This window comes from Streptomyces sp. NPDC048496 (assembly GCF_043200055.1).
GTDB lineage: Bacteria > Actinomycetota > Actinomycetes > Streptomycetales > Streptomycetaceae > Streptomyces.
The window spans coordinates 24,883-35,855 of the sequence record NZ_JBICXB010000055.1; the positions used below are offsets into that span (position 1 = coordinate 24,883).

Annotated in this window: 13 protein-coding genes; 7 read left to right on the plus strand and 6 right to left on the minus strand. The window is 69.4% G+C overall.

Annotated features, from left to right (window positions below):
• Positions 1-92: 92 nt before the first annotated feature.
• On the minus strand, positions 93-839 hold the full coding sequence (locus ACGFSA_RS30620) for an SDR family oxidoreductase (RefSeq protein WP_393309290.1): 747 nt from the start codon (positions 837-839) through the stop codon (positions 93-95).
• Positions 840-1,367: 528 nt separating this feature from the next.
• On the opposite strand from ACGFSA_RS30620, the gene ACGFSA_RS30625 reads away from it, so the two are divergent.
• From ACGFSA_RS30625 to ACGFSA_RS30640, 4 genes are all read left to right on the plus strand, one after another.
• Entirely contained in the window at positions 1,368-1,601 is a 234-nt protein-coding gene (locus ACGFSA_RS30625) for a hypothetical protein (RefSeq protein WP_393309291.1), read from the plus strand.
• 715 nt (positions 1,602-2,316) lie between these two features.
• Entirely contained in the window at positions 2,317-2,760 is a 444-nt protein-coding gene (locus tag ACGFSA_RS30630) for an SRPBCC domain-containing protein (protein ID WP_393309292.1), read from the plus strand.
• Entirely contained in the window at positions 2,757-3,110 is a 354-nt protein-coding gene (locus tag ACGFSA_RS30635) for an ArsR/SmtB family transcription factor (RefSeq protein WP_393309293.1), read from the plus strand. The genes ACGFSA_RS30630 and ACGFSA_RS30635 overlap by 4 nt, the downstream gene beginning before the upstream one ends.
• A gap of 135 nt (positions 3,111-3,245) precedes the next feature.
• On the plus strand, positions 3,246-4,007 hold the full coding sequence (locus ACGFSA_RS30640; RefSeq protein ID WP_393309294.1) for an SDR family NAD(P)-dependent oxidoreductase: 762 nt from the start codon (positions 3,246-3,248) through the stop codon (positions 4,005-4,007).
• A 222-nt stretch (positions 4,008-4,229) separates the two neighbouring features.
• Here the strand turns inward: ACGFSA_RS30640 and ACGFSA_RS30645 are convergent, their stop codons facing one another.
• The 4 genes from ACGFSA_RS30645 to ACGFSA_RS30660 form a co-directional block, all read right to left on the minus strand.
• Positions 4,230-4,682, minus strand: coding sequence for an isochorismatase family protein (locus tag ACGFSA_RS30645; protein WP_393309295.1), 453 nt, complete (start codon positions 4,680-4,682; stop codon positions 4,230-4,232).
• 91 nt (positions 4,683-4,773) lie between these two features.
• Entirely contained in the window at positions 4,774-5,490 is a 717-nt protein-coding gene (locus ACGFSA_RS30650) for an alpha/beta fold hydrolase (protein ID WP_393309296.1), read from the minus strand.
• Positions 5,491-5,953: 463 nt separating this feature from the next.
• The gene (locus ACGFSA_RS30655; RefSeq protein WP_393309297.1) at positions 5,954-6,781 is read right to left on the minus strand and encodes a VOC family protein; all 828 of its coding nucleotides are present in this window, start codon (positions 6,779-6,781) and stop codon (positions 5,954-5,956) included.
• 35 nt (positions 6,782-6,816) lie between these two features.
• The gene (locus tag ACGFSA_RS30660) at positions 6,817-7,143 is read right to left on the minus strand and encodes a plasmid stabilization protein (protein WP_393309298.1); all 327 of its coding nucleotides are present in this window, start codon (positions 7,141-7,143) and stop codon (positions 6,817-6,819) included.
• Positions 7,144-7,404: 261 nt separating this feature from the next.
• Here ACGFSA_RS30660 and ACGFSA_RS30665 point away from each other — a divergent pair, with 261 nt between their 5' ends.
• On the plus strand, positions 7,405-7,827 hold the full coding sequence (locus ACGFSA_RS30665) for a hypothetical protein (protein ID WP_393309299.1): 423 nt from the start codon (positions 7,405-7,407) through the stop codon (positions 7,825-7,827).
• A gap of 744 nt (positions 7,828-8,571) precedes the next feature.
• On the opposite strand, the gene ACGFSA_RS30670 is transcribed toward ACGFSA_RS30665, so the two are convergent.
• Positions 8,572-9,360, minus strand: a complete 789-nt coding sequence (locus ACGFSA_RS30670) for a hypothetical protein (RefSeq protein ID WP_393309300.1) — start codon at positions 9,358-9,360, stop codon at positions 8,572-8,574.
• A gap of 50 nt (positions 9,361-9,410) precedes the next feature.
• Between ACGFSA_RS30670 and ACGFSA_RS30675 the strand changes: the two genes are divergently transcribed.
• The gene (locus ACGFSA_RS30675; RefSeq protein WP_393309301.1) at positions 9,411-9,827 is read left to right on the plus strand and encodes a hypothetical protein; all 417 of its coding nucleotides are present in this window, start codon (positions 9,411-9,413) and stop codon (positions 9,825-9,827) included.
• A gap of 236 nt (positions 9,828-10,063) precedes the next feature.
• Entirely contained in the window at positions 10,064-10,402 is a 339-nt protein-coding gene (locus ACGFSA_RS30680; RefSeq protein ID WP_393309302.1) for a thioredoxin family protein, read from the plus strand.
• Positions 10,403-10,973: the final 571 nt, after the last annotated feature.

Genomic DNA, 10,973 nt, shown 5'->3' on the forward strand with positions numbered 1-10,973 from the left:
TGCCCGATCCGCTCCCGGCCCGAGCCGAAAGCGGTAGATGTGACCCGTGACCGCCCTGTCGTAGGGGGCAGTCCGGAGCAAAGCTCGGTCGTTTACGGCCGAGTGGTTGACGAGAGCCAGTCGGTGTAGTGGGTGGGGGCGATGCGGGCGTCGTTCCGGGCGGTGAGGACATCACCGTGGACGGCGGCGAACATGCCGGCGGTGTCATCGGTGACGACGGAGCGCCCGTCGCCCTTGGCGGTGAGGGTGAGCCTGCCGAGTTCGTCGAGGGCATAGACGTCGGGGCCCGCGATGCGGAGGACGTCATTGAGCGGGGCGCCGGCGGCGACTTCGGCGACGATGCGGGAGACATCCGCGGCGGCGATCGGCTGGAGTGGCGTACGCGGCAGGCGGACGGTCTCGCCTTCGGTGGTCTCCGACATCACTGCGTCGATGAACTCCATGAATTGCGTGGCGCGGACGATGGAGTACGGGATCGGACCGGCCTTGAGGGTGTCTTCCTGGAGCACCTTCGCCCGGTAGTAGTCCAGGTCGGGCACTTGGTCCACGCCGATGATGGAGAGGATGACGAAGTGCCCGACGCGGCCCTTCTCGCTCGCGGCGAGGAGGTTGTCCATCGACGTCCGGAAGAAGGCAGGCGAGGCGTCGTCGAAGGTCGGGGAATTCGTCAGGTTGATGACGGTGTCGGCGCCCGCCACGGCATCATCCAGGCCCTGGCCGGTGATGACGTCCACGCCGCTGGACAGGGAATGCGGGACGGCCTGGTGGCCGGCCGCGTTCAGGTTCTTCACGACCAGCGACCCGATCAGCCCGGTTCCGCCGATGACTGCGAACTTCATTGCATGGTCCTTTCGCCGACGACAATATCCGATATATGCCTAGATGGCGCTAACTTCACCCAGGTCGCGCGGCTGGCGCAACCGCACGGCGACTCGCCCACTTATCCGCCAAGCAGCCCCAGCCCTCTCGCACGCTGGGCTCATACATTCATCGCAGGGAGGGTGGGCGGCTACGTCATGACTCGGTCGCCCGTGTTGATCACGGTGCTCGACATCGTCGAAGCAGTCGACGGGCCTGGCCCCAGTGGCTTGGCCGGAGCGCCGGATGCCTGGCCGCCCGCTGCCAGGTGATACCAGCTCGGACGATCACGATGTGCGTTCAGGCCATGACCGCCACTGCGTTCTCCCGCGAGCGGAGGTCCTTCCCGAGGTGGCACGGGACGGTGCTGCGCCATCGTGACGTGAACTGCGTCCAGGCGGGTGATCACGCAGGCCCACGCCGCTGGTCGCCTTGCGTTGGGGTGAGGCCGAGCACAGCCTCGTAACGTCCAGGAGAGACGCCCAACACAGCGCGAGGAGTCATCGACCATGGCGGTATGTGAAGTCTGTAGCAATGACTACGAGAAGGCATTCGAGGTGCGTGCGGGCGGGGTTCTTCACGTCTTCGACAGCCTTGAGTGCGCAGCCCAACGGATCGCTCCGTCCTGCGAAAACTGTCAATGCCGGATCTTGGGGCATGGTCTCCAGGCGAACGGCCAGTTCTTCTGCTGCGCCCACTGCGCACGCCAGAAAGGCCACGCACAGCTCGTCGACCACGCTTGAGCGAACGCCGGATGCCTGCCCGCAGCAGGTCGCCTCGGTGCTCGGTTGCAGACAGCCGCGCCCCGAATCCTCATGGCCGGCCGAAGTCACCCGTGACTTTGTCGAGTTGCAGCGGCAGGGAATGGTTCTCTTTCGTCCGTCGGATGGTCCGACGGCGCGGGCTGAACAGTGGCCCATCGTGCCGGCGCACCGATCCGCCGGCACGACCGGACCGCGCGGCCCCGGGGCCGACGCCATCCCACGCTGCGAGCGATGCCGCGGGCCAGATCCATGAAATCCAGCAGTCGGGCGGCGAACCGTCGGGGACGGGTGTCTCATCCCGAGCAGCCTGGGCGCGTCGCCACGCGACTGCGATGCTGATGACGGCGGCCACTCTTCGGCCGCCCAACGGGCGGACTCTTCCTTGCCGGCGTAGCTGTCCGTCGGCAGCGTCAGGGGACCGCGTCAGGCCGTCAGCACGGCTTACGCCTGGCCCTCGTGGTGCCGGACCTGGGAACCCACTCACCCAGGGGGGCGATCGGGCGACTGGAGGTCGTCCTGGCGCCGGCGCGGTGTGCGGGGTCGTGTTGGCCGGTGCCGTCTCGGCCTGCCTGCCGCAGGGTGTCCGCGGTGCGACGAACGGCGCGCGATCGGGATGCAACTCTCGGGTTGCGCATGAGGTGGCGACGTGCAACTCTGGAGTTGCACCCAATGGCGACAGTGAAGGAGTCCCCTCATGAGCGAGGATCGGATCGAGCGCGAAACCCTGATCGAGGCACGCGTGGAGCGGGTCTGGTCGCTGGTGGCCGACCCCGGGTTCTGGGTGGCCGACAAGGCGAGCCTGCCCGGCATCGCGGCCAAAGAAGGCGAGTCGGTGGTGGCGAGGAATGCCGAATACGGCGACTTCCCGGTGCGCGTGGAGAAGGTCGAGCCGCCGACATACGTGGCGTACCGCTGGGCCAGCGCGTTCCCCGGCGAAGAGCTGCGCGAGGACAACAGCACCCTCGTGGAGTTCACGTTGACCCCGGAAGGCGACAAGACGCGGCTCCGCGTCGTCGAGAGCGGATTCGCGGCACTGGCCGGGTCCGAGGAACTGCGCAGCAAGGCGGTGAAGGACAACACCGGCGGCTGGCCCCAGGTGTTCGATGCGCTCAAGAAGCGTGCCGAACAGTCCGCGTGACGGACGAACGTCGCGGCGGTGTCGAGGCGGTCGACAGTGTTCTCGTCGCGCTGGCCGACCCGACGCGACGTCAGCTGCTTGATCTGCTTGCCGCACAGGGCGAGGTCACCGCTACGAAGCTCGCCGAACGAGTGCCCGTCTCGCGGCAGGCGGTGGTCAAGCACCTCGCCGTTCTGGATGCCGCCGGGCTGGTTTCCGGCCGCCGGGTCGGACGCGAGGTGCGGTACGCGGTGCAGCCCGCGGCGCTGGACGCGACGGCGCGGTGGATGGCCGCGCTCGCGGCCGACTGGGATCGGCGGCTGGCGGACATCAAGCGCATCGCTGAGGCAGCGGAGCGGGATTCGCGCTAGTGCGCTGATCAAGGACGTTCGCGGTGTGGGGTGACACGCAGCCGGGCCCGCCGACTGGGTGGCGTGTCGTCCATGTGGCAGTGGGCCGGCGTCTGCTGACGTCCGGGCTTTGACGATCTACGGAAGGAACGTGTGATGCTCCTCAACGGCAAGGTTGCTGTGGTCTTCGGCGCTGGTGGCGCGGTGGGTGGTGCCGTCGCGCGTCAGTTCGCCGAGGAAGGCGCGACAGTCTTCCTCAGCGACCGTACGCCGACGTCCGTGGAGGACGTCCAGCGCGCGATTGTTGCCAAGGGGGGCGCCGCTCACGTCGCGCAGGTCGACGCCACCAGTGAGTCCGACGTCGAGGGCTACCTCGCCGAGGTTGCCGGTCGGGCCGGGGCACCCGACGTGGTGCTGAACGCGATCGGTATCCAGGCGGTACAGGGTGTTCCGCTGCTCGAACTTTCCCTTGCCGACTTCGTGTCCCCGATCACGACCTGGGCGTCGTCGCAATTCCTCACCTCGCGCATCGCCGGACGACACATGGTCCAGCGGGGTTCTGGCGCCATTCTCACGCTCTCCGCGTCGCCGGCCACCCTGGCCATCGCGGGGACCGGTGGATTCGCGGTCGCCTGCGCGAGCGTCGAGGCGCTCAGCCGGACCCTCGCGGCGGAGCTCGGACCGGCCGGTGTGCGGGTCGTCTGTGTGCGGCCCCACCGCATCGCCGAGACCGTCGACGCGCCGGACCTGCCGATGCCGGATGCCGAATTCCGTGCCTTCCTTGAAGGCATGACACTGCTCAAGCGCTTGCCCAGCCTGAGCGACGTGGCTCGCACCGCGGCATTCCTCGCCTCGGACGGCGCCGCCGCCATGTCGGGATCAGTGGTGAACCTGACCTGTGGCATGAGCGTGGGCTGAGTCAGCGTTTCCGGCCGGCGGCGTGATCAAGGAGGTGTGGTCTCTCATCCTGCTGCCTCCAACAGGCCGGGTTCGGGTGCCGACCGCCCGTCGGTGTCCACCCACCGCTGTGTCAGGGCGTCCGTGGCCACCCACGCTGCCCACGGGCCCAAACGGCCGGCGTCCGCGTCGGTCTGCCGCAGCACTCGCGGCGACGTGTTCCGCAGCCGACGAGGCCTGGTGTCAGAGGCCGTTGTCGTACCGGGTGGTTCTTCCGGCGGTCGAGCGGGGATTCCTGGCCGGGTGGTCTCCCGGTGGCCGGACATGGAGGTGGCCAGGCATCCACGGTGGCGATGAACGCCGGATTCGCCCGCAGGGGCTGGTTGCCGGGTGGAACTCTCCGCCCCACGTACCCGCGGCGAAGACCTGCCCTTTGCGCGTTGCGTCCTGCGAGGGGGACAGATACGCCCACGTGTCGTAGTCGCCTGGAGAAGTCCGTCGGTGGGGCACAAAGAAGATGCGCATGCGGGACGCACGGGCGGCTGCCAGGACCTGACGCATGTGGCCGAGGAGGCCGACCCGCTCGGCGGCTGCCTTTGTGCGCGGCCACAGCTTCCCGCCCTCGGACAAGAAGTCGTTGTACCGATCAACCACAAGCAGTGCAGTGCTCTCGCCGGCGTATCCGGGATCGTTCATGCCAAGGCTCCCCTCGCGGGTGGTTGTGGACGGTGGCGGAACAATCGTCCATGAGACACGGACGCGTCGCTCGGCCGGAGGTGGGTGGCGGTCAGCCCTTGAGGAAGTCCAGCAGCTCCGCGTTGAAGGCCTTCTCGTGCTCGCCGACCAGGCCGTGCGGGGCGCCGGGGTGGACTATGAGGGTCGCGTCCTTGATGAGTTCGGCGGACTTGGGTGCCGAGGCGACGAAGGGCACGATCTGGGCGTCGTCACCGTGCACGATCAGCGTCGGAATGTCGAAGCGCTTGAGGTCCTCGGTGAAGTCCTGCTCCGAGAATTGCTTGATGCAGTCGTACGCGCCCTTGAGGCCGACCTGCATGCTCCACATCCAAAAGGCCTGGCGCACCCCGTCCGAGCCGGTGGCCCCTGGCCTGTTGAAGCCGTAGAAGGGATCCGCGAGCTCCCAGTAGAACTGGGAGCGGTCGCCGGTGACATCCTCGCGAATGGCGTCGAACGCCTCGATCGGCAGGCCGTCCGGGTTGGTCTCGGTCTTGAGCATCAGTGGAGGCACCGCACCCAGCAGCACAGCCTTGGCGACGCGGCCGGTGCCGTGGCGCCCGATGTAGCGGGCCACCTCCCCGCCGCCGGTGGAGTGGCCGACCAGGACGGCGTCGCGCAGGTCGAGGACCTGAGTCGGTTGCGGACCTGCGGTGATGTCGCCGGTGAGCACGATCTGATCAGCGGCTCTCACGTCCGGCTCGGCCAGCACGGCCTCGAGCGCGGGCAGGACTCCGTGAATGTCGGAAAGGACGGCGACTCGGTTCAGCATGGTCACCACTGTGGGGTGAAGACAGCCGGGAAGTGAGAACGTTCGCCCGACGCGAAGGCCGAGGTGGGGCGGCCTCGCCGTGCATGGTCACCGGAGGCGGAGTTCTTCCGGGGGCTCCGGCCTCGGTGACGATGCGGGTCGTGCTCCTGTCGAGGTAGCCGAGTGCCCGGGCGATGACGGGGGCGGGGACCCGGGGAGGAGTCGGTGGGTGGCCGAGGTGCAGCCCCTCTCGGCCGGGGCCTCAGTCTTCGGCGTCATCGGAGGCCCCGGTCATGCGCTGCGCCGCCGACGATCCCGCGGAGAGCTTCGCTTACTGCGTCGCGCCCGCGCTTCGCCTCGGTGGCCCCGGACACCGGGACCGCCGATCCTGTGATGACGGCGGCAGCGGGACCTCATCACCGGCCGCGGTGAGCATCTCCATCCCCGCTGTGTGGCGGCGCCTTCGCCGGTCTCCCGGTATCGATCAGACCGGTTCCTGGTCGGCTGTGGTCACCGGCCCGGCGAGTACCGATCCGGTCCACACGGTGAAGAGGCCGCCGCCGGGGTCGCTGATGACGGATTCGGTGCCGCCGCCGGGCGAGGAGGCCGCAGGGGTTGCGGTTCCTCCTGCCGCGCGTGTGGCGGCGATGACCGATTCCACGTTGTCGACCTGGAAGTGCACGTGCCAGCGCGGCCACACGCGGGGGTCGGGAGATTCCCCGACGCCGCCTCCTCGCAGGGTGGCCACAGTGTTTTTGCCGTGGCGGACGGTGACGGTGTCGTGCTCGTAGGCGTAGGTGACCTCGCAGCAGCCGGGTTCGCCGGAGGCCCAGCCGAAGATCTCGGCGTAGAAGATGGCGGCGTCGAACGCGTCGCGGGTGCGCAGCTCGAGAAAGGCCGGTGCGTTGCCGCGGCCGGCCGACCAGGGAAGGGTGCGCCCTTCCCAGAAGCCGAACACGGCCCCGTCGCGGTCGGCTGCCAGCACGCCCCGGCCCAGGCCGAAGCGCACCGGGCCGACGGCGATGGTGCCGCCGCGCTCACGGACCCGGGCTGCGGTGACGTCCGCGTCCGCCACGGCGAAGTACGGGGTCCACGCCCCGGCCATCGGCAGACCGGGCGCCAGCTCGGCCAGCCCGGCCACCGGTCGCCCCTGAACGGAGGCGACCGAGAAACCCGTGCCCAGACGGCCCGGGCGGAACTCCCATCCCAGAACGGTCGAGTAGAAGTCCTGCGTGGCGCGCAGGTTGCGGGTCATGCGGTTGACCCAGCACGGTGTTCCGCACACCGGAGTGACGTGGCGTGTAGGCGTCATCAGGATTCGTCTCCTCGCCCCCGCACGAGGGGCTGTCAGCGGCCGAGTGCCTCGCGCAGCTCCTGTTTGTTCATCGTCGAGCGGCCCTCGACGTGCTTCTTCTTCGCCTCTTCGTAGAGCTGGTCCTTGGTGGGCCTCTGCGGTCCGCGATGAGACCGTTCACCGCCACGCTGTAGGGCGGATTTCGGATCGCGCAGGGATGTTCTGCTCGCCGTTTTCGCCTCCCCCGAGCGGGCCCGCTCTTTGTTGACAGTGCGCGCGGCGATTTCCTTCGCACGCTCCTCGGAGACACCGCGCTTCTCGGCGCTCTCCTTGATGTGCTCGTACTGCCGCTCCCGCTGACGACTGGATCCTGCCGGCATCGCACCGCACCTTTCCTCCTGTCCGGCCCTGCGCGCGGCAGCTCGGCTGGCGTTTCGCGCGCCCCGCGCGCCATCCCGTACCGGCCCACCGCACGCACTCCACGCATACGCCCACAACGCCTCGTACGCCACCCGGGGCGGCGGCGGGTTTCCCCGGACGGGGCCCGAGGGAAAGGCGCCCTGCGAGCGGCGTGGACGGTGGGTGCTGCCGGCGGGGTCCCTTCGCTGCGCGACAGTCCGGAGCCGGTGCAGACTGGGGGTATGAACCCTTACGAGGGTCTGGCAACGGTGGAGCGCAGGGACGGGACCCTGGTCCGTGTGTGGGTCGAGGTCACCGTCGCCCAGGCACGCGGTGCGACAGGCACCGAGCGGTCCTGGACGGCCCGGCTGACCGCGCCCGGCGGCGAAGGGTTGCTGGTGCGGGGCGCCGTCACCTTGATCCTCGACTCCGGGACCCGCTGGCCCGCCGAGGTCACCCACACCCAGCTGTCGTCCGGGCTGCACTCCCCGAGCTGGACCGAGATCCGGGGCACCGGGCCCGCCGTGACCCGGCCGGGCGAGATCTCCGGCGGCCACGCCGTTCGGGACGACGCGCCGAAGCCCGGCGTCACGGGTCCCGGCGAGCGGCGAGGAACGGTTCTCCGGCCCGAACCGGACCCCGACCATGACGGTGGAACCCCCTGAAGACCTGGGGTCATGTCGCACAGGGTGGATAGGGCGACCGCGGGTGAGAGGTGAGTTCACGGGGTCCGCGATGCTGTGCAGGGCCGGCGTGCGGTTTGCGGTCGTCCGAGGCGGGCGGAAACCGGGTTTCGAGGCATGAAACCGCGTGCGTCACCGGCTTCGTCAAGAGGATGCTGCGCTCAGCCGCAGGGTCGGGCGGCTTGCTCAGCGCGTGGTCCAGGGACCGGCCGATGGACCCGGACGACGCCAGGATTCCGCGCTTCACCCTCAAGCGTGATCCTGGGAGTGGTTGCAGCGCCCTGGACGGGGTCCCGGCGCAGACGTTCGCCATAGGCGAGGCGGATACGCGCCGCCTCGAACGGGAACAGGTCGGCACCCGGCAGCGCCAGAGCCTTCTCGAAGCGCCTGGTTGCCGCCTCGGCCGCCTGTTCCAGCAGCGCCGCGACCCCTTCGTCGGGGTCGAGGGTGGCTTCAGCGAGATGCAGGGCACGCCGCTGCTGGTCGTCCGGGTATGCGGCGGCCAGCTCGGCATGGGCTGCCCGCCGCCGGTTCGGCGTGGCGAGGCGCGAGGGGGAGGAGCAGCTGGTGCCGCCCGGCGAGCGGCAGCTGCGATTCCGCCTCGACTCCGGAGGCGCTCAGCACCCGCATTCCGGTCTCACCGGCCCCGGCGGCCGCTTCCCTGAGCAGGGCGCTCTTGCCCGTCCCGGGCCTACCCCGCAGCACCGCGAACGCGCCGGGCCCGGTTCAGTGCAGGTCCACGTGGAAAGGATGACGACGGTCGGCGGGGCAGGCGAAGATCCGCAGGTCGCCCCATCGCCCTACGATGACTCCTGTTTCGTCATCGCTGGCCACGGTGAACAGCAGCGTCATATCGGTCTCGCACGTGCGGCAACGGAAGACCATCGGGTGCGTCAGGTGCCAGGTCGGCCAGCCTCCGAGTTTCCATCCCGCGAGACGAGTGATCACGTCGCCGCCGTTGCCGGTCCGGCGTACCAGCTCTTCCAGCGCCGGACGGAGCTCCGGCGGCAGTTGCTCCCGAAACGGGAAGTCGGTCAGCGGCTCGCCGGTGAGGGTGCAGGGCTCGGGCAGATGACCGTCCTCGGAGTGCCGTGAGGGCGAGGGAGTGGCCTCCAGTGTGGTGTCGACGTCGGCGGCTCGCCGCCATCGCACCTCCACGATGGGGCTGACGTCGGCCTGTTGCGCGGGGGGATCCCAGTGTTCGTTGGGGCACCACAGAATCTGCAGGAGATCGCGGTCGGAGGGCCACCACGGCCCCGGCATGTCCCGCTCGAAAATCTGGGCGACCGGCACCATGGCCGTGGCCGGGAGGCCCGCAGGTTCGATTTCGTCAGGCACGGCGCACGTAGGCCAGGGTTCGTCGCTCGGCCAGAGCAGCGGGCCGCCGATCGAACTGTTCCCCGGACCCGGCTCCCCTCGCTGGGGGTGCAGCACGATGGCTTCGCGCGCAAAAGGTGCAAGGCCCGGCAGAGCGTGGAGGATCGCTTCGGTCGAAGGTCTCGGGAGGTACGTCATCGTGCCTTCTCGTCGCTGGAAGAAGATCGCTCGTAACGTACAGGTCGGCGGTGACAGCGGATCGTGGCAGGAGCCGTACGCGTGGTGCTGAACCGGTCGGCCGCACGTCTGTCGGGGACGCCGGGAGCGCGCTCATCGAGGCGGCCGGCCGCCCCGGCATCGTCCGCTCTGCCTACGAGGCGGCCCGTCGCGGTGACACCGTCCTGCCGCGTCGGTGTCGCGGCATGCAGGACATGGTCCCGATCAACCTCCTGGAGCTGTTCGCCGGTGCGAAGCGGATCGTCCCTTCCGGCTATGGCAGCGACGACGTGACGCGGACGTACGACCGCATCATCAACCTCCTGCGCATCGGTCGTATCGACCTGGAGGCGCTGGTCACGCACCGGATGCCGCTGTCCGAGGCCAACGAGGCCATCGACCTGATGCGCAGCGGCGAGGCATTGCGGGTGATGCTGACCAACGGCTGACACGCCGAGTGCCACCAGGAACCGTCTCCTGCCGAGCCACCCGCCGAGCCGGGGATGAACCCGCCCGAAGAGCCCCCCGGAGACCTCCCGGGCCCGCGCCGGCCTCCGCGTATCGCCTGGCACCGACGCGTGAGCGTGAAGACGCCCGGTGGTGACCGCCCGGCGCGCGCACGCTGCGGCGGCAGAGGCAGGTCATGATGGGTACTGCCGTGTTGATCACTACCTCAGGAGCGCCGATGGCGAGTCGGGTCCACCAGCCGCTGGAGAACGCGGAGTTCGATTTCGTGCTGGCAAAGGCCGACGCACCGGTGCTTGCGTACTTCTGCGGGACCTGGGCGAAGGTGGCGGAGGCGTGCAGGGAGATGGACCTCCTCGTGCGCGAGATGGCCGACGCGTACGGGGAGCGGCTGACCGTCGTCAGGGCCGACATGGTCCGGTGTCCGGAACCGACCCGACGCTACGGTGTCACCGGCGCGCCCTCGTTTCTCCTGATCAAGCAGGGGGAAGTGACAGCGACCCGGACCGGTCCCATGAACCGGCCGCAGTTCAGGGAATTTCTGGACGCCAACCTCTGAATACTCCGTAACTCCCGACACGGAGTCGCGGACGCCGACGCGCGCGGGTGCGGTCGGTTCAGGGCGTCCGACCGTGGAAGCTGTAGGGGCGAATACCTCTGCTGACGACGGCTCACCGGAACGCACAGGCTACCGGCGATCGGCTGGGTCGCCGCGCGGCGAGGCCCGGCCCAGCGAATGAATGCGCGCAAGACCATTGAACTGGTCGCCGGTCACGCCTCGTTGGCCTCCAAGCTCAGCCCAGCCCGGCCCAGCCCGGCCCAGCCCGGCCCAGCCCGGCCCAGCCCGGCCCGGTCACGGACTTCATCGAAGAGGCCGCCTTCAGTTGATCACGGTACCGAAGGCGGGGGAGAGGGACAGACACGGGCGCCCGCTCCCGCGTGGCTCTGCCGCTGCACGACCAGCGACGGGTGGCGGCTTCGAGCCGGTGAGCAGGCGCGCCGTGCGGAACCACCGCACGGCGCGCTCCACGGGGATCAGCCCTTGCGGGAGTTGACCTCTTCGGTGAGCTGGGGGACGACCTGGAAGAGGTCGCCGACGATGCCGTAGTCGACGAGGTCGAAGATCGGGG

What these genes read in the sequence shown, in the direction of transcription:
- ACGFSA_RS30620 (WP_393309290.1), bottom strand. Translation starts at nt 839, where the DNA reads ATGAAGTTCGCAGTCATCGGCGGAACCGGGCTGATCGGGTCGCTGGTC.
- ACGFSA_RS30625 (WP_393309291.1), top strand. Translation starts at nt 1,368, where the DNA reads ATGGCGGTATGTGAAGTCTGTAGCAATGACTACGAGAAGGCATTCGAG.
- ACGFSA_RS30630 (WP_393309292.1), top strand. Translation starts at nt 2,317, where the DNA reads ATGAGCGAGGATCGGATCGAGCGCGAAACCCTGATCGAGGCACGCGTG.
- ACGFSA_RS30640 (WP_393309294.1), top strand. Translation starts at nt 3,246, where the DNA reads ATGCTCCTCAACGGCAAGGTTGCTGTGGTCTTCGGCGCTGGTGGCGCG.
- ACGFSA_RS30645 (WP_393309295.1), bottom strand. Translation starts at nt 4,682, where the DNA reads ATGAACGATCCCGGATACGCCGGCGAGAGCACTGCACTGCTTGTGGTT.
- ACGFSA_RS30650 (WP_393309296.1), bottom strand. Translation starts at nt 5,490, where the DNA reads ATGCTGAACCGAGTCGCCGTCCTTTCCGACATTCACGGAGTCCTGCCC.
- ACGFSA_RS30655 (WP_393309297.1), bottom strand. Translation starts at nt 6,781, where the DNA reads ATGACGCCTACACGCCACGTCACTCCGGTGTGCGGAACACCGTGCTGG.
- ACGFSA_RS30660 (WP_393309298.1), bottom strand. Translation starts at nt 7,143, where the DNA reads ATGCCGGCAGGATCCAGTCGTCAGCGGGAGCGGCAGTACGAGCACATC.
- ACGFSA_RS30665 (WP_393309299.1), top strand. Translation starts at nt 7,405, where the DNA reads ATGAACCCTTACGAGGGTCTGGCAACGGTGGAGCGCAGGGACGGGACC.
- ACGFSA_RS30670 (WP_393309300.1), bottom strand. Translation starts at nt 9,360, where the DNA reads ATGACGTACCTCCCGAGACCTTCGACCGAAGCGATCCTCCACGCTCTG.
- ACGFSA_RS30680 (WP_393309302.1), top strand. Translation starts at nt 10,064, where the DNA reads ATGGCGAGTCGGGTCCACCAGCCGCTGGAGAACGCGGAGTTCGATTTC.